We start from the raw sequence: 15,817 nt of genomic DNA on the forward strand, positions 1-15,817 counted from the left end.
AAGGGAGAGATACGAATGAACAGACGCACCCTCTTGGCCGCCGTCAGCGCGGTCGCCGTCGGCGCAGCGCTTGCGGCTGCACCGCTCGCGGCGCGCGCCCAGGAAACCATCACCGGCGTCACCTACATCCCGCCGTCCTACGAGGACCTCGCGTTCGGCTACCAGGGCTTCGTGGAGCGGGTGAACGAGGCGAACCCGGACGCCGTCACGATCGACTTCTACGACTCCGGCCGCCTCGTCTCGGCCGACGAGCAGCTCCCGGCCCTGCGCTCGGGCAACATCGACCTGATGTTCCATACGACGAGCTACGTGACCCGCTCGCTGCCGATCCTCGGCATCACCGGCCTACCGGGCGTCGTCGAGGACCTCTACGAGCACCCCGAGCGCCTGAAGCGCGGCTCGCCGCTGTTCGAGCTCGTCAGGGACGAGCTTGCCAAGCAGGGCCTCGAGCTCCTCAGCCTCGGCGGCGGCCTCATGGAGCCCGAGTACATCTGGAGCACCGAGGCGGCCCCCGTGACCTCCATCGAGGACATCGATGGCAAGCGCATCCGCGTCGTCTCGTTCGAGGCGACCAACGTCGTCGAGGACTTCGGCGGCGCTGCGGTGCGCATCCCCTCCTCGGAGCTCTACCTTGCCATGCAGCGCGGCACCGTCGATGCGGCCGTCGCCAACATCTCGACGATCAACGGCCGTGACCTCAACGAGCAGACCGCGGCGGTCTACAAGCTGCCGCTGACGTCGTTCTCCATCGGCATCTTCATGCAGAAGGACCGTTGGGACGCGCTGCCGCAGGAAGCGAAGGACGCCATCCTCGAAGGCGCCGAGTGGTTCGATGCCGAGAGCGCCAAGGCGGCCAACACGGAGTACTTCGAGGCCAAGTACTGGCCGGCGTTCGAGGAGGCCGGGATCGAGGTGATCGAGCCGGACGAGGCGGCGATGCAGCGCCTCGAGGAGGCCTCGCAGGACGTCCGCGAGGCCTGGGTCCAGGAGGTCGGCGAGGACGTCGGCAACCGCGCGATCGCCCTGGCGCTCGGCGAGGAGAGCTGACGCCCATGCTCGCCCTGCCGGTGAACGTGGTCGAGGCGTTCGGGAGGGTCCTGCAGGTCGTCGGGCTCGCCGCCCTCGCCTTCATGGCGCTGACGATCTGCTACGATGCGACCGTGCGGTACTTCTTCGCCGCGCCGACCTCGTGGTCCCTCGAGATCAACTCCTACCTCGTCGTCTACCTTGCGGTGATGACGGCGGCGGACGTGCACCGGCGGGGCGAGCACATCGCGATCTCGCTCTGGCCGGACAGGGCGAGCCCCACCATGCGCCGCCTGCTCGGCGCCATCACCTGCGTCGTGGGGATCGCCCTTTGCGCGATCCTGACGTGGCGCGGTGCGCTGATGACCTACGACGCGTGGTCCTACGGCGAGCGCGTGTCGAGCGCGTTCGGCACGCCGACGTGGATCCCCTACGCGATGCTGCCCATCGGCTTCGGCACGCTCGGGCTGCAGTTCGCGATCAACGCCTTCCGCGAGCCGCCCAGGCCGCAGGAGGGCAGCGCCGTTGTCTGACACCCCGCTCAACCTCACCCAGAAGCTGTTCGCCGACCACCTCGTCAGCGGCGAGCTGGTCCCCGGCGACGAGGTTGCCCTCCGAGTGGACCAGGCGCTGCTCCAGGACGTGCTCGGCACCCTCGTGATGCTCGAGCTCGAGGCGATGGGCATCGAGCGCGTCGCCACGTCGCCCTCGGTCCAGTACATCGACCACGGGCTCGTCCAGTCGAACGAGATCGACGCCGACGCCCACGCCTTCCTGAAGTCGGGCTGCGAGCGGTTCGGGATCGTCTACTCCTCCCCAGGCACTGGCATCAGTCATCCGGTGCACATGGAGCGGTTCGGCGTGCCGGGCCGCACCCTCGTGGGCTCGGACAGCCACACGCCGGCCGCCGGCTCGCTCGGCATGCTCGCCATCGGTGCCGGGGGCGTCGAGGTGGCGATGGCGATGGCGGGCGAGCCGCTCACCCTCGCGATGCCCAAGGTCTGGGGGGTCGAGCTCACGGGGACGCTGCCGGACTGAGTCTCGGCCAAGGACGTCATCCTCGAGCTCCTGCGCCGTCACGGCGTCGCGGGCGCCAAGCACCACGTCATGGAATATCACGGGCCAGGGCTCGACGGCCTTTCGGCGATGGACCGGCACGTGATCGCGAACATGGGGACGGAGCTCGGCGCGACCTCGACCGTCTTCCCGTCCGACGAGGGGACGCGGCGCTTCCTCGCCGCGCGCGGACGGGAGGCGGACTGGCGACCGCTCGCCGCCGACCGCGGCGCGAGCTACGATCGCCACGAGGCCATCGACCTGTCGACCCTCGTGCCGCTGATCGCGAGGCCGCAGAGCCCGGACAACGTGGTCCCGGTCAGCGAGTGCGCCGGGGAACCCATCGCGCAGGCCTACATCGGCTCGTCGGCCAACCCTGGCTACCGCGACTTCGCCGTGGTGGCCGACATCGTCGCCGACAAGCGGGTCGCCGACGGCGTCTCGCTCGACGTCAACCCGTCGTCGCGGCACGTGCTCTCGCAGCTCGTCGCGACGGGCAAGCTCGGCCCGCTGATCGCCGCCGGCGCGCGGCTCCACCAGGCGGGCTGCAACGGTTGCATCGGGATGGGCCAGTCGCCGGCGAGCGGTCAGAACAGCCTGCGCACGGTGCCACGCAACTTCCCCGGGCGCTCGGGGACGACGGAGGACTCGGTCTTCCTGTGCAGCCCCGAGACCGCCGCGGCGTCGGCCCTCGCCGGCGTCATCACCGACCCGCGCACCCTCGACATGCCCTACCCGCGGATCGACGAGCCGGCGACGCAGCCGCTCAACGATGCCGGCCTGGTCCGCCCGAGGCCCGGACACCGCCCACCCCTCTACCAGACCAAGCACACGCCCTCGTTGCCTGAGATCGAGCCGATCCGGGACGAGTTCACCGTGCCCGTTCTCCTCAGCCTCGGCGACAACATCTCCACCGACGACATCATCCCGGCCGGGCGGATCCTGCCGTTCTGGTCCGACGTGTTCGAGACGCAGAAGTACGCCTTCCACCACCTCGACCGGAGCTACCCCGAGCGGGCCGAGGCCTCGCCCGAGGGGCATGCCATCGTCGCGGGGGCAAATTATGGGCAGGGGTCCAGCCGCGAGAACGCGGCCTTGGTGCCTCGCCTGCTCGGCCTGCGTCTCGTGCTGGCGCGCTCGTTCGCCCGGATCCATTGGCAGAACCTTGCGAGCTTCGGCGTTCTGCCCCTCATGCTGGGCGACGGCGACCACCTGCCCGCAGGCGCGCGGCTGACCGTGAGGGAGCTGCGAGCCCAGGTGCACGGCGGGCCGACGGTCCGGATCGAGGTCGACGGCGCCGACGGGCCGCGCAGCCTCGAGCTCGCGCACGAGCTGAGCTCGCGGCAGGTCGAGGTCCTGTTCGCCGGCGGCATCATCAACCACGTGCGCGCCAGGACTCGTCGCGCGCGTCCCCGGGCACCCCTCCGCCAGGGATGAGGCGCCGTCCGCCCTCGTCCCAACCGAGGCTGCGCGCTGCGGACGGCGGGGTCTCAGCCCTCGATGCCGAGCCTCTGCCGCACCGTCGCCGCCACGGCCTTGGGGTTCGCCTTGCCGCCGGTGGACTTCATCACCTGTCCGACGAACCAGCCGGCAAGGTTCGGCTTCGCCTTCGCCTGCTCTGCCTTGTCGGGGTTCGCAGCGATCACCTCATCAACCGCGGCCTCGATGGCATCGGTGTCGGTCACCTGGACCATGCCGCGGGCCTCCACGATCTCGGCAGGGTCGCCTCCCTCCGTCCACACGACCTCGAACAGGTCCTTGGCGATCTTGCCCGAGATCACGTCCTTGGCAAGGAGGTCGAGGATCGCACCGAGCTGGGCCGCCGACACCGGCGAGGCCTCGATGGCGATCCCCTCCTTGTTGAGCCGACCGAGGAGCTCGTTGTTCACCCAGTTCACCGCGGCCTTCGGGTCGCGCCCCTTCGCCACCGCCTCGAAGTAGGCCGAGGCGGCGACGTCCGCGACGAGCACCGACGCATCGTAGGGTGAGAGCCCGAGTTTCACGTAGCGCGCGCGCTTCTCGTCCGGCAGCTCCGGGAGCGAGGATCGCACGCGCTCCACCATCGCCTCGTCGAGGACGAGGGGCAGGAGGTCGGGATCGGGGAAGTAGCGGTAGTCGTGCGCCTCCTCCTTGGAACGCATGGAGCGTGTCTCGCCGGTGCGCGCGTCGAAAAGGCGCGTCTCCTGGAGGACGGCGCCGCCGTCCTCCAGGATGCCGATCTGCCGCCTTGCCTCGTGTTCGATCGCCTGCCCGGCGAAGCGGATCGAGTTGACGTTCTTGATCTCGCAGCGCGTGCCCAGCGGCTCGCCGGGCCTGCGGACCGACACGTTGATGTCGGCGCGAAGGTTGCCCTTGTCCATGTCGCCGTCGCACGTGCCGAGCGTGCGCAGGATGAGCCGCATCGTGGTGAGGTAGGCGCGGGCTTCCTCCGCCGAGCGCAGGTCCGGCCGCGAGACGATCTCCATCAACGCGACGCCCGACCGGTTGAGGTCCACGGACGAGCGGCCCTGGTGGAGGTCGTGCACCGACTTCCCGGCGTCCTGCTCCAGGTGCAGCCGCTCGATGCCGACGACGATGCGCTCGCCGTCCGCCATGTCCACGAACACCTCCCCCTCGCCGACGATGGGGTGCGCGTACTGGGAGATCTGGTAGCCCTGGGGCAGGTCCGGGTAGAAGTAGTTCTTGCGGTCGAACCGCGACGTCGTGTTGATGCGCGCGCGCAGGCCGAGCCCGGTGCGCACCGCCTGCTCGACGCACGCCTCGTTGATGACGGGCAGCATCCCCGGCATCGCCGCGTCGACGAGGCTCACGTGGTCGTTGGGCTCGCCGCCGAACGCGGTGGAGGCACCCGAGAACAGCTTCGCGCGGGACTGGACCTGCGCGTGGATCTCCAGGCCGACGATGACCTCCCAGTCGTCGGCGGCGCCGCGGATCAGCTGCTCGGGCGCGGCACGGCGGCTGCCGATCGGCTCGCGGGCCCGTGCAAGCGCGTGTTCGTTCATGGGCCAATCCCCTTGCGTCCGAGGGTTATGTCGCTCGCCGCGGCGCGCTGCAACCGGCTCGCCGATGCCGGCGACGAACAAGCCGCTGGGCCGAGCATTGGTGAAGGCGGCCTTTTCCGCGCCGATGCGTCCGGAGCCCGCACGCTGTTGACCGCGCTCGTCGGCGGCCTCGTGACCGCGCTCAGTGTGATATTCTCGCTCACGATCACCGGCCTCCAGACGGTCCACCAGCAATACCCGCCGCGCCTCCTGCAAAACTTCGTGCGCGACCGCGGGACCAAGATCACCCTCGGCGTCTTCGCCGGGACCGTGGCCTCCATGCTCGCCGTGTTGCGGTCGCTGCCGCCGAGCGCCAGTGCTTGTTTCCCCGGCGTTGCGGTCCTCGGCGGCATGGTCCGGTTCACGGCCTGCGCCGGGGTGGTGGCGTACTTTGCGCAGCACATCACCAACGTGATCCGCGTGCACGACGCCACCCAGCGCGTCGAGACGGAGACGCGGACCGCCTTGGACCGCGCGCTGAGGACCGCGGAACTCGGCGTCACGCACGATGGCGCTCGACAAGAGCTGCCCGACGTGCCGCATCACGCCGGGACCGTTGCGGCCGAGCGCACGGGCTACCTCCAGGACGTGGACCTCGGCGTGCCTGCCGCGCCGGCGATCCGTGAGGGGGCCTCGATCAGGATGCAGCCCGGCGTCGGCGACCTCGTCGTCGCCGGCACCGCGCTCGCCCACGTCTGGTCGCCCAGCGGCCGGTTGCCTCGACGTCGCCTACGTTCCACCAGCTCGTCGACGTCGCCGTGCGTGCCATGTCGCCGTCGCTCAACGACCCGTACACGGCCTGTCAGGCGGTCAACCACCTGGCGATGTTGCTGTGCGAGTTGCCGCGCCGCGGCCTGCTGCGCCACGTCAAGAAGTTCGGACCGCACGGGGCGGTGGTCGCAATGCCGTCCCTTGGACTGATCGACTACGTGCGCGCCTGTCGTGCGGCCAGCCGCGGCCCTTCGGTGCGGCCGAGCCGGCCGTCTCCGTCCGCCTCCTCGCGCTGCTGCGCGACGTCGGCGTCCCGGCGGACCCGAGGCTGCGGCCGGCCTTGGCCGAGGAAATCGAGCGCGTCGTCAAGAGCGCGACGTCCGCGGCCGACAGCGAGGCCGCCCTTGCCCCCATCGAGGAGGAGGCCGCGCGGGCCCGCGCCGCGCTTGAGGGCCGCAGCACCCCAAGGTCGCTTGCGCCCACACGCATGTGACGACCCCCTGAGGCGTGCTCAAATTTGAGCACGCCTGGGGACGTCGCTTGCGCTCGTCGCCGGCGGTGCTTCCGCGTGCGGCCAGATCAGCGCGAGTAGAACTCAACGACGAGGTTCGGCTCCATCCTGCCGGCGTAGGGGACGTCGCCAAGCTGGGGGACGCGCACGTAGGAGGCCGTCATCTTCTGGTGATCGACGTCGAGGTAGTCGGGGACGTCGCGCTCCGCGAGGCTGACCGCCTCGAGCACCGCCAGCAGGTTCTTCGACTTCTCCCGCACCTCGATCACGTCGCCCGCCTTGCAACGGTAGGATGCGATGTTGACGCGCTGGCCGTTGACCTTGACGTGCCCGTGGTTGACGAACTGACGCGCGGCGAACACCGTCGCCACGAACTTCGCGCGGTAGACGACGGCGTCGAGGCGGCTCTCCAAGAGCCCGATGAGCTGCTCGGAGGTGTCGCCGCGCCGGCGCACCGCCTCGTCGTAGATCCCGCGGAACTGCTTCTCGGAGATCGAGCCGTAGTAGCCCTTCAGCTTCTGCTTGGCGCGCAGCTGCAGGCCGAAGTCGCTCATCTTTCCCTTGCGCCGTTGGCCGTGCTGCCCTGGGCCGTACTCGCGGCGGCCGGCGCCTACCGGGGACTTTGGCCGTCCCCAGATGTTTTCGCCCATGCGGCGGTCGATCTTGTACTTCTGGCTGTGTCGCTTCGTCATCAACGTCTTTCCTGACGCGACCGGGCCCATCCCGGACGCTGCCGGCACGGCCGGCGAAGACGCCCCTCCTTTGCGACCGCGCGTCACCGACCCGCGGCCGGCGGGAGCGCGGCGCGCCGACAGGGCCTTGGCGGCAAGCGTCGCCGAAGCCCGCGGGTGCGCAGTTTCCCTCGTAAGAGAGCTTGCGAGATAACGGTGGCGGGTCCGAGCGTCAACCGAGCCGCTTGTCGGCCGGCCGACGCCGTGGCAACAACGCGCGTCGCGAGGAGGGTGGACCGTTGCACCTGTCGCCGGAGACGATCGCGGCGCACGGACTCGCCGACAGCATCGTGCCTCCGCACCCCCCGCGCCACCCTGGTCGCATCGGGGTGTGGCGGCAGATCCTCCTGGTCTGGACGAACGTGCTCGCAGTGTTCCAGGAGAAGGACTTCGCCACCCGACGCATCCGTCAAGGCTTCCTCGGCCAGACGCTGCACGTCTGCAACCACCCGGACGGCGTGCGTGAGACGCTGCACCGCCAGCACGCGACCTTCGAGAAGAAGTCCCCGCCCATGCGGCACTCGCTGGCGCCGTTGCTCGGGGACGGGCTGTTCGTCTCGGACGGCACGACGTGGGCGGAGCGGCGGGCGATCGTGGCGCCCATCGTCCACGGTCGCAACATCCACACGTTCGCCCCCGTGATGCGCGAGGTCGCCGGCGAGTGGTGCGCGCACTGGCGGGCGGCGGGCGACGGCGCGACCGTCGACCTGCTGTTCGAGATGGGTGAGCTCACCGCCGAGATCATCTGCCGCACCGTCTTCGGGAGCCGGCTCGGCCGCGAGAACACGCACGAGATCATCGCAGGGTTCGCGCAGTACCAGCGTGCGGTGCAGCTGTTCGACCCATTGACCCTCCTCGGACTGCCGGACTGGATGCCCCGACCGCGAAGCCGCAGGACGCGTCGCGCCCGCGACCGCGTCCACCGGGTGATCGACGGCATCATCGCGCGCTTCGAGGCGGGGGGGACCGACGCGCATGCCGTCATCGGCCAGCTCTTCGCCGCGCGCGACACCGCCGGCCGGCCGCTGTCGAGGCGGGCGATCCGTAACGAGGCGATCGTCATCTTCATGGCGGGGCACGAGACGACGGCGAACACGCTCGCGTGGGCGATCTACCTCGTGTCACAAAGCTCGCGCGTGCGCGGCAAGCTCCTCGCCGAGCTCGATTGCGTGCTGGGCGGCCGCCTGCCGGACCTCGCCGACGTCCCGAGGCTCGTCTACACCCGCATGGTGCTCGAGGAGACGCTGCGGCTCTACCCGCCCGTCCCCCTCCTCGGGCGCACCGCCAGCGCCGCCGGTACGGTCATGGGACGCGACGTGGCGCCCGGTGACGTCCTCATCATCGCGCCGTGGCTCATGCATCGCAACCGCGACCTGTGGTCGATGCCCGATCACTTCGTCCCCGAGCGCTTCGACGAGGCCGTCGCCCCGCGGCCCAACAAGTATGCCAACATCCCGTTCGCGAGCGGCCCTCGTGTGTGCCCCGGCATGACGTTCGCGATGACCGAGGCGACCATCTGCCTTGCGGCGCTCCTCCAGTCGTTCGAGGTGAGGTTGGCGGAGGGTGCGGAGGTCGAGGTCGACTGCCGCCTCACGCTGCGGCCCAGCGCGCCGCTCCCCATGACGGTGCACGAACGCCGTGCGGCGTGACGACATCCCCTGGGAGTGGACCTTCGCCCCCGAGCCCACCGCCCCGCCCATCACCGAGGCGCTTAAGAGCGGCCCCACCGGACGGGCCGCACGCCGCTACCACCTGACGGACCGCGTGTTCGGCGGCGGCAAGGTCGCGTTGAACGCCCTGTTCGGCGTGCTCCCTCCGCCAGCCGCAGCCTCACTCGGCGGCCGCGTGGCGGGCACCTTCTCGCGGCGGTACTACGGCGAGGCCCCCTTCGTTCAGCGGATGAAGGCCCACGCCGCGGTCCTCGACCCCACGCTTGGCGACGACGAGGCGCGCGAGGCTTTCGTGCGCCGCTGGTTCGCGAGCACCGGGCGGACCATGAGCGACTTCGCGAACCTCGAGGCGATCGCGACGCGCCACACGCAGGTGACGGGTCGCGAGGCGATGGAGGCCGCCCGCCACGATGGTCGGCCCCTCGTCGTCGTCACCGTGCACACCGGGACGTGGGAGCTCGTCTCGTACTTCTCCTCACGGCACCTCTTCAACCGCGGCTCGGGGGCGTGGGCGCCCCAGTCGAACCGGTTCGAGAACCGCATCGTCGCCCGCACGCGGCGCCGCCTCGACATCAAGGCGCTCCCGGCGACGCCGCAGCTCGCTCCGCGGCTCTACCGCGTGTTGAAGGAGCCTGGGCAGTTCATCGTCCTCGTGGTGGACGAGCCGTCGGAGGGGACCGTCAAGTTCCCGCTGTTCGGCCGCAGCGTGCCGGAGCGCTGCAACTTCGCCTTCGCCCTCCGCGTAGCCCAGCGCGCAGGAGGGATCGTCCTGCCAGTCGTCATCGCCCGCACCGGACCCTCGACGCATGCGTTCGCCTACCGGCCCGCGATCGAGGTGCGGCCCGGCGAAGAGGGCCTCGGCCAGGCCGCGGGCGCGCTCAACGGCATCTACGAGCCCCACGTCAGGGCCCACCTCGACCAGTGGTACATGCTTCACAAGCTGCGCCTGTGAGCCCTGCTGCGCTGTCATCGGACCGACACGTCGTGCCGGCACAACGGCGAAAACCATCGGAGTTCCAAAGATGCGCATCGCCCTCGTCGCCGCCGCGACGCTGCTCGCCGGCAGCGCCCTCGCCCAGCCGTCCGGCAACCTCGTGCTCTACACCTCCCAGCCCAACGAGGACGCGCAGGCGACCGTCGACGCGTTCCGTGCCGCCCATCCGGGCGTCGAGGTGGAGTTCTTCCGCGACGGCACGACGAAGGTGATGGCGAAGCTTGAGTCGGAGTTCGCCGCAGGCGCACCGCAGCCCGACGTCCTCCTCATCGCTGACACTGTGACGATGGAAGCGCTCGAAGCGGACGGGCGCCTGATGGCCTACAAGGAGGCCGAAACCTCCGCCTACGACCCCGAGCTGATGGACGAGGAGGGGCACTACTTCTCCACCAAGCTCATCACGACCGGCATCGTCTACAACACCGGTGCCGAGATGGTCCCCACCACCTACGAGGATCTGTTGAAGCCAGAGGCCGAGGGCAAGATCATGATCCCCTCGCCGCTCACATCGGGTGCGGCGACCATCACCATGGCGACGCTGACCGGCGATGCCGAGCTCGGATGGGAGTACTACGAGGGCCTCGCCGAGCAGGACACCCTGGCCGACGGAGGCAACGGCGGCGTCTACAAGGCCGTCGCCGGCGGCGAGAAGCTCTACGGCTTCCTGGTCGACTTCCTCGCCATCCGCAACCGCGAGGACGGTGCGCCGGTGGACTTCGTGTTCCCGCCCGAGGGCGTCTCCTACGTCACCGAGCCGGTCGCGATCCTATCCACGGCGCAGAACGTCGAGGCAGCGAAGGCGTTCGTCGACTTCCTCCTCTCCCCGCAGGGGCAGGAGCTCGCCGCCGCCCAGGGCTACCTGCCCGCCCATCCGGACGTCGCGGCGCCCGCGGGCTTCCCGCCGCGCTCGGAGATCAAGCTGATGGATTTCGATCCCCAGCAGGCGCTGCGAGACGATGGCGAGATGAAGATGCGCTTCCAGGAGATCTTCGGGGGCTGACGTCGTCCGGCCCGGCGGGGAGGCGCTTGCCCTCACCGCCGTCGTCCTCGTCGCGGCGGTCCTGTTCGTCCTGCCGCTGGCGAACCTCTTCGCCGCGGGCCTCGCGCCGGACGGCGAGCTGAGCCTCGCGCCGCTCGCCGACGCGCTCGCGAGCGGGTCCACGCGGCGCGCGCTCATCAACAGCCTCGACTCCTCGCTGTGGTCGGCGCTCGCGGCCACCGCCATCGGCACGCTCCTCGCGCTCGTTGTCGGCCTGACCGACGTGCGCGCCAAGGGGCTCCTCGTCTTCCTCGTCCTCTTGCCGATGATGATCCCGCCGCACGTCACGGCGATCGCCTGGATCCAGACGCTGGGGCCGTCGAGCCCGCTCCTGCGCTCCGTCGGCCTCGCGCCGGAGATCGGCACGACGCACCCGCTCTACTCGCGCGAGGGGGTGATCCTGCTCCTCACCATCCAGCACGCGCCGCTCGTCTTCCTGGTGGTGCGCGCGGCGCTGCGGGCGCAGCCGCGCGAGCTGTCGGACGCGGCGCGCGTCGCGGGCGCGGCGCCGACGCGGGTGCTGCGACGGGTGATCCTCCCCCTCCTCGCACCGTCCCTCGTCGCCGGCTTCGCGCTGGCGTTCGTGTCGGCGCTGAAGAATTTCGGGATCCCTGCGCTGCTCGGCATCCCGGGGCGCTACACCACGCTCCCCGTGCTGATGTGGCAGCGCATGGCGAGCTTCGGCGTGTCGATCCTGGAGGGCGTCGCGGTGATCGCCGCGATCATGGCGGGCGTCGCGGTGATCGCGGTCGCCGTGACCGCGCTCCTCCAACGGCTCGGCCGAGCCGCGCTGATCGGTCCGCCGCGGCCGCCACTCGGCGTGCGGCTCGGTTCCGCGCGGCTCCCCGTGGAGGGGGCGCTGTGGGCCTTCATCGCCGTGGTCCTCGTCCTGCCCCTCGCCGCGCTCCTCGCCACCGCGCTGGTGCGCACCTACGGCCTGCCGCTCACGGCGGCGACGGTGACGCTCGACAACTTCGCGGAGATCCTGGTGCGCCAGGGTGTGACGGTGCGCGCGTTCGCCAACTCCACCGTGGCGGCTGGCGGGGCGGCGCTGGTGCTCGCCGCCCTCGCCGTGGTGATCGGCCACCTCGTCACCCGCACGCACCGCGTGCGGCGCGGCGTCGGCCGCGGCGCGGAGGCCCTCGGCGACCTCGCCTACGCGATCCCGGGCATCGTGGTGTCCATCGCGTTCATCCTGACCTTCCTGCGGCCGCTGCCGATCCTTGGCGTGTCCCTCTACAACACGCTCCTCATCATCGCGCTTGCCTACGTCACCGCGTTCCTCGCCATCGCGGTGAAGCCGGTGTCGGCCGCGTTCGCCCAGCTCGACCCGGCCCTCGACGATGCGGCACGGGTCGCCGGTGCGTCCTATGGGCGGCGCATGGCGCGCGTGTTCGCGCCGCTCGTCGCGCCGGCGGCGGCGTCCGCCGCGATCCTCGTCTTCCTCACGGCGTACAACGAGATCACCGTGTCGGCCCTCCTGTGGTCGTCGGGCAACGAGACCATCGGCACGACGATCTTCAACTACGAGGACGGCGGCTACACGACGCTCGCCGCCGCCATGTCGGCGGTCACCGTCGCGGCGACCGTCCTGTTGATGCTGGCGCTCGATCGACTCGGCCGCCACCTGCCCCAGGGCGCGGTGCCGTGGCGTTGAGCCTCATGGGGTAGGCAGGACCCACCCGCCGTCGACGACGAACCGAACGAACGACCCGTCCGGCGGCGTCGGGACCATGGCCTCGAAGGCGGGCAGGCCATCGGTGGCCAGCGTCACCTCGTAGCCGCCGCCCCGGTAGGCCGTCGCCGCCACGCGTGCCTCGAAGGGTCCGTCCGGGGTGAAGCGCACCTGTTCCGGCCGCACGAGAACGGTCGCCATGCCCGGGCGAGTGCCCCGGGGCGCGGCGACGGTGACGGCCTCGCCGCCGAGGCGCACGCTCGCCTGGCTGCCCGTCGCGGCCTCGACCGTCGCGGGGACCAGCGCGCCGCGGCCGATGAAGCGCGCCACCGCGGCGCTCGCCGGCCGCTCGTAGAGCGCCACCGGATCAGCGACCTGCAGCACGCGGCCGGCCTCCATGACGGCGATGCGCGTCGCGAGCGCCATCGCCTCGCGCTGATCGTGGGTGATGTAGAGCGTCGTCGCGCCCGAGGCGGCGTGGACGCGGGCGAGCTCGGCCTCCATCGCGCCCCTCAGGTGCGGGTCGAGGTTGGCGAGCGGCTCGTCCATGAGGACGGTGCGCGCCCGCGAGGCGAGGCACCTGGCGAGCGCCACGCGCTGCTGCTGCCCGCCGGACAGCGACGCCGGACGCCGATCTGCGAGCGCGGAGAGCGACACCGCCTCCAATGCCCGCAATGTGACCTCGCGCACCTCGCTGCGCGCGAGCCCCGCCGACTGCGCCACGAACGCGACGTTCTGCGCGACGCTCATGTGCGGCCACAGCGCGTAGGACTGGAACACGACGGCGACGCCGCGCGCCTCGGGCGGACGGTGCCGTCCCGGCCCGGCCACCGCCTCCCCGGCGAGCGCGATGGTCCCGGCGTCCAGGGTCTCGAGGCCCGCGACGAGGCGCAGCAACGTCGACTTGCCGCAGCCGGAGGGGCCGAGCACCGCGAAGAACTCGCCCGCCTCGATGGTCAGCGTCACGTCGTCGACCGCGAGCGTCGTCCCGAAGCGCTTGGTGACATGGGCGAGCGAGATGCCCTCCCCGCCCGCACCGGGCACGGCCGAACGCCCAACGCCGGGCCGCCGGCCCCGATCTTGTCTCATGGGATCGGCGTCCTTATAACCCGCGGGCCGTCGGCCGAGCGCCCTTCGTCTATCGGTTAGGACGCCAGATTTTCAATCTGGAAAGACGGGTTCGATTCCCGTAGGGCGTGCCACCGCGTGAGCCGCCGCACCGCAATCTTCGCGCAAGTTTATTTTTGTAGCCATGGCTACGGTTCGCTCTTACGTTGGGCACGTCAGGAGCAGAGATGCCAGATTTCGTTCGGACCAAACACTGCGAGCGATCTTCTCGCGTGGTCGACGCCTTTCAGATCCTCCTTTTCGGTGCCGAGCTTAACGTTCGCCGAGCGGATCTGAGTTGGGACCAATGGCGTCATCGACCTTCGCGTCGAGGGCGAGGGGTTCGACTTGACGACGACCGTGCAAGGCGTCAGAGCACCTGTTGGCGGTCGCATCGACCTTATCGAGATCGCGGGGAGACGCTTCTCAAGATCGAGGACCTCGGCGTGACGGCGACGTTGATTCGTGGAAGCGGCTCGGTCCGTGATAGCAGCGCGGTAGAGCGCCTGCTGACGGGGCTCGACTGGAGGTACGCACCCGGCAACCGGTCGACTTTCGTCCTGTCGGAGTTCACCTTCACAAGCTAGGAAGCGCGTGCGCATCCAGTTGCGGGGCAACGAAAAGTTCCTACCTGGGTGGCGGCGACACACCGACAACTTCCTCGGCAGCGGCCAGACCTCGCCGTCGGCGGATCCGGCAGCGACCGACTTCTTGGCGGAGACGGCGAGGACACGCTGTTCGGCGGTAGCGTGCGGACCTCCTCGACGGCGGGCGTGACGACGACGTCCTCGTCGGCAACAGCCGACTGGCTGGCTGGAGGCGGCGGGGACGACGTCCTGAAGGGGCTGGCCGGCAGGGATCGGCTGCTCGGCCTGACGACGACCGCCTGTTTGGCCATGGCGGCAACGACGTGCTCGACGGCGGGAACGGCGACGATACGATGCGCGGGGGTGCTGGGCAGGACGTTTTCATCCTCGGTCGAGGCGGCCATGATGTTGTCGTCGACTTCGAGGCAGGCGTCGACGTGTTGCGCTTGAAGGGTGATCCTACGCTTTCAGTCGAGGCGGTTGATGACTCCGTGACCGTGCGCTGGAATCACGGCTCGGCGACCTTCCTTGGATTGACCGTCGATGAGTTCGAAGCCGGGCTCGGCTGAGCCGAACGTCACCCGGCGAAGGCGATGAGGCGGCCGAGGGCCAGCACCGCAAGCCACAGGAGGAGCGAGGCTCCGGCGTGCGCCGCGCGTCGCGTCGGTGACGCGCGCTCGATGGACGCCCCGTAGGCGAGGTGGAGCGAGACCGCCGAGAGGGCGCCGACGGCGACGAGCGCGAGCTTCGCCTGCACCACGGTGAGCGCCGCGTACTCGCTGGCTCGCACGGCAAACAACGCCCCGCCGGTGAGGATCGCCAATGCGAGTCCAGCGGCGGCGAACGGGGTCAGAAGCTGCGCAGCGTGGGCGTGGGACGCCCGCACCAGCCCGAGGCGGACGAGGTTCAGCGGCACCATCGCGCCGACGAGCAGCGCGATGGCGAGGATGTGCGTCGCATTGAGCGCCGCGTAGCCCCAGCGGGAGGTGCGCACCCAGGCGACGGGCGCGAGCGCCTCCACCGCCTCGAGCACCCCCTCCATCGCGTCAGCTGCGCTCGGGGTAGAGCTCGTAAAGGGTGCCCGCGATGGTCAGGCGCTCGGCCTTGAGCAGCCGCTCGGACGAGGCGGCGGCCGGCTCGCCCTCCGCAGTCAGCTCGACGCCCTCGGCGAAGTCACCGTCCGTCAGCCCAGCGCGGGCGTTGCGCCAGGGCTGGCCCACCTCGACGGTCCACACCTCGCCGTCGACGTCCACCTCGAGGACGCCGTGCGGGTTGCCGAGCGCGGCCGAGCGGATGACGCCGGTAAGCTCGATGTTGCCTCCCGTAGTCCAGCTCCAGCCGTGATGCGCGAGGGCGGCGGGCGCGGCGAGCAGCGCGAAGAAGCTCGCCGCGGCGATGCGTCGGGTGATCATGAAGACCTCCTCATGGGTTGCGCCGGAGGTAGTGCCACAGGTCCGCCGCGCCAACACCATCGCCCCCCTTGGCGAGCGCGGCAAAACCCTCTATCTGCGACATCGCACGCGCCCTTCGTCTAGTGGCCCAGGACGCCGCCCTCTCACGGCGGAAACAGGGGTTCGAGTCCCCTAGGGCGTGCCACCCTTCGCCAAACTGCCGGCGAAGTCAGCGGACTTGCCCTACTGTGTCCAACTTCGCGAGGGCGCGGTTTCCA

The 15,817-nt window shown here is 70.4% G+C and carries 14 protein-coding genes, 2 tRNA genes and 4 pseudogenes; 15 read left to right on the forward strand and 5 right to left on the reverse strand.

Annotated features, from left to right (window positions below):
- Positions 1–15 precede the first annotated feature (15 nt).
- From ACOOE8_RS01970 to ACOOE8_RS01985, 4 genes and pseudogenes are all read left to right on the forward strand, one after another.
- On the forward strand, positions 16–1,047 hold the full coding sequence (locus ACOOE8_RS01970; RefSeq protein ID WP_420393222.1) for a TRAP transporter substrate-binding protein: 1,032 nt from the start codon (positions 16–18) through the stop codon (positions 1,045–1,047).
- 5 nt (positions 1,048–1,052) lie between these two features.
- Positions 1,053–1,559 carry a TRAP transporter small permease gene (locus ACOOE8_RS01975; RefSeq protein ID WP_420393223.1) on the forward strand — a complete coding sequence of 169 codons (507 nt, stop codon included), beginning with the start codon at positions 1,053–1,055 and terminating at the stop codon, positions 1,557–1,559.
- Positions 1,552–2,721 (forward strand): annotated as a pseudogene (locus tag ACOOE8_RS01980) (aconitase family protein); the annotation flags it as partial. The gene ACOOE8_RS01975 and the pseudogene ACOOE8_RS01980, both read left to right, overlap by 8 nt.
- An 87-nt stretch (positions 2,722–2,808) precedes the next feature.
- Positions 2,809–3,519: a hypothetical protein gene (locus ACOOE8_RS01985; RefSeq protein WP_420394598.1), complete on the forward strand. Its 711-nt coding sequence runs from the start codon at positions 2,809–2,811 to the stop codon at positions 3,517–3,519.
- A gap of 53 nt (positions 3,520–3,572) precedes the next feature.
- Here ACOOE8_RS01985 and gatB read toward each other — a convergent pair whose 3' ends face one another.
- On the reverse strand, positions 3,573–5,084 hold the full coding sequence (gene gatB, locus ACOOE8_RS01990; protein ID WP_420393224.1) for an Asp-tRNA(Asn)/Glu-tRNA(Gln) amidotransferase subunit GatB: 1,512 nt from the start codon (positions 5,082–5,084) through the stop codon (positions 3,573–3,575).
- Between the two features lie 27 nt (positions 5,085–5,111).
- On the opposite strand from gatB, the pseudogene ACOOE8_RS01995 reads away from it, so the two are divergent.
- The 3 genes and pseudogenes from ACOOE8_RS01995 to ACOOE8_RS02005 all read left to right on the forward strand — a co-directional run.
- A pseudogene (locus tag ACOOE8_RS01995) lies at positions 5,112–5,783 on the forward strand (DUF2254 family protein); the annotation flags it as partial.
- A gap of 107 nt (positions 5,784–5,890) precedes the next feature.
- Positions 5,891–6,004, forward strand: a pseudogene (locus tag ACOOE8_RS02000) (hypothetical protein); the annotation flags it as partial.
- Between the two features lie 170 nt (positions 6,005–6,174).
- Positions 6,175–6,327 carry a hypothetical protein gene (locus ACOOE8_RS02005; RefSeq protein ID WP_420394753.1) on the forward strand — a complete coding sequence of 51 codons (153 nt, stop codon included), beginning with the start codon at positions 6,175–6,177 and terminating at the stop codon, positions 6,325–6,327.
- A gap of 86 nt (positions 6,328–6,413) precedes the next feature.
- Here ACOOE8_RS02005 and rpsD read toward each other — a convergent pair whose 3' ends face one another.
- On the reverse strand, positions 6,414–7,037 hold the full coding sequence (rpsD, locus tag ACOOE8_RS02010) for a 30S ribosomal protein S4 (RefSeq protein ID WP_420393225.1): 624 nt from the start codon (positions 7,035–7,037) through the stop codon (positions 6,414–6,416).
- A 278-nt stretch (positions 7,038–7,315) separates the two neighbouring features.
- Here rpsD and ACOOE8_RS02015 point away from each other — a divergent pair, with 278 nt between their 5' ends.
- The 4 genes from ACOOE8_RS02015 to ACOOE8_RS02030 all read left to right on the forward strand — a co-directional run bounded on the left by ACOOE8_RS02015 (position 7,316) and on the right by ACOOE8_RS02030 (position 12,436).
- The gene (locus ACOOE8_RS02015; protein ID WP_420393226.1) at positions 7,316–8,725 is read left to right on the forward strand and encodes a cytochrome P450; all 1,410 of its coding nucleotides are present in this window, start codon (positions 7,316–7,318) and stop codon (positions 8,723–8,725) included.
- Positions 8,715–9,698, forward strand: a complete 984-nt coding sequence (locus tag ACOOE8_RS02020; protein WP_420393227.1) for a lysophospholipid acyltransferase family protein — start codon at positions 8,715–8,717, stop codon at positions 9,696–9,698. The genes ACOOE8_RS02015 and ACOOE8_RS02020 overlap by 11 nt, the downstream gene beginning before the upstream one ends.
- 70 nt (positions 9,699–9,768) lie before the next feature.
- Positions 9,769–10,740 (forward strand): ABC transporter substrate-binding protein, encoded by a 972-nt coding sequence (locus ACOOE8_RS02025; protein WP_420393228.1) that lies wholly within the window; start codon positions 9,769–9,771, stop codon positions 10,738–10,740.
- Positions 10,741–11,002: 262 nt separating this feature from the next.
- Positions 11,003–12,436, forward strand: coding sequence for an ABC transporter permease (locus ACOOE8_RS02030; RefSeq protein ID WP_420393229.1), 1,434 nt, complete (start codon positions 11,003–11,005; stop codon positions 12,434–12,436).
- A 3-nt stretch (positions 12,437–12,439) separates the two neighbouring features.
- Here the strand turns inward: ACOOE8_RS02030 and ACOOE8_RS02035 are convergent, their stop codons facing one another.
- Entirely contained in the window at positions 12,440–13,543 is a 1,104-nt protein-coding gene (locus ACOOE8_RS02035) for an ABC transporter ATP-binding protein (RefSeq protein ID WP_420393230.1), read from the reverse strand.
- A 38-nt stretch (positions 13,544–13,581) separates the two neighbouring features.
- Between ACOOE8_RS02035 and ACOOE8_RS02040 the strand changes: the two genes are divergently transcribed.
- From ACOOE8_RS02040 to ACOOE8_RS02050, 3 genes and pseudogenes are all read left to right on the forward strand, one after another.
- A tRNA-Glu gene (locus ACOOE8_RS02040) sits at positions 13,582–13,656 on the forward strand.
- A gap of 540 nt (positions 13,657–14,196) precedes the next feature.
- A pseudogene (locus ACOOE8_RS02045) lies at positions 14,197–14,397 on the forward strand (hypothetical protein); the annotation flags it as partial.
- Positions 14,398–14,471: 74 nt separating this feature from the next.
- Positions 14,472–14,717, forward strand: coding sequence for a hypothetical protein (locus ACOOE8_RS02050; protein WP_420393231.1), 246 nt, complete (start codon positions 14,472–14,474; stop codon positions 14,715–14,717).
- 8 nt (positions 14,718–14,725) lie between these two features.
- Here the strand turns inward: ACOOE8_RS02050 and ACOOE8_RS02055 are convergent, their stop codons facing one another.
- Together ACOOE8_RS02055 and ACOOE8_RS02060 are read right to left on the reverse strand one after the other, a co-directional pair.
- A complete protein-coding gene (locus tag ACOOE8_RS02055) occupies positions 14,726–15,190 on the reverse strand; it encodes a DUF2214 domain-containing protein (protein ID WP_420393232.1) in 465 nt (154 codons plus the stop codon).
- A 4-nt stretch (positions 15,191–15,194) separates the two neighbouring features.
- The gene (locus ACOOE8_RS02060) at positions 15,195–15,560 is read right to left on the reverse strand and encodes a DUF6152 family protein (RefSeq protein WP_420393233.1); all 366 of its coding nucleotides are present in this window, start codon (positions 15,558–15,560) and stop codon (positions 15,195–15,197) included.
- A gap of 108 nt (positions 15,561–15,668) precedes the next feature.
- Here ACOOE8_RS02060 and ACOOE8_RS02065 point away from each other — a divergent pair.
- Positions 15,669–15,744, forward strand: a tRNA-Glu gene (locus tag ACOOE8_RS02065).
- Positions 15,745–15,817 lie beyond the last annotated feature (73 nt).

It is taken from the genome of Acuticoccus sp., assembly GCF_965213555.1.
Taxonomy (GTDB): Bacteria; Pseudomonadota; Alphaproteobacteria; order Rhizobiales; family Amorphaceae; genus Acuticoccus.

Coding starts and splice junctions, on each gene's coding strand:
- ACOOE8_RS01970 (WP_420393222.1), top strand. CDS start 16: ATGAACAGACGCACCCTCTTGGCCGCCGTCAGCGCGGTCGCCGTCGGC.
- ACOOE8_RS01975 (WP_420393223.1), top strand. CDS start 1,053: ATGCTCGCCCTGCCGGTGAACGTGGTCGAGGCGTTCGGGAGGGTCCTG.
- ACOOE8_RS01985 (WP_420394598.1), top strand. CDS start 2,809: ATGCCCTACCCGCGGATCGACGAGCCGGCGACGCAGCCGCTCAACGAT.
- gatB (WP_420393224.1), bottom strand. CDS start 5,084: ATGAACGAACACGCGCTTGCACGGGCCCGCGAGCCGATCGGCAGCCGC.
- rpsD (WP_420393225.1), bottom strand. CDS start 7,037: ATGACGAAGCGACACAGCCAGAAGTACAAGATCGACCGCCGCATGGGC.
- ACOOE8_RS02025 (WP_420393228.1), top strand. CDS start 9,769: ATGCGCATCGCCCTCGTCGCCGCCGCGACGCTGCTCGCCGGCAGCGCC.
- ACOOE8_RS02035 (WP_420393230.1), bottom strand. CDS start 13,543: ATGAGACAAGATCGGGGCCGGCGGCCCGGCGTTGGGCGTTCGGCCGTG.
- ACOOE8_RS02055 (WP_420393232.1), bottom strand. CDS start 15,190: ATGGAGGGGGTGCTCGAGGCGGTGGAGGCGCTCGCGCCCGTCGCCTGG.
- ACOOE8_RS02060 (WP_420393233.1), bottom strand. CDS start 15,560: ATGATCACCCGACGCATCGCCGCGGCGAGCTTCTTCGCGCTGCTCGCC.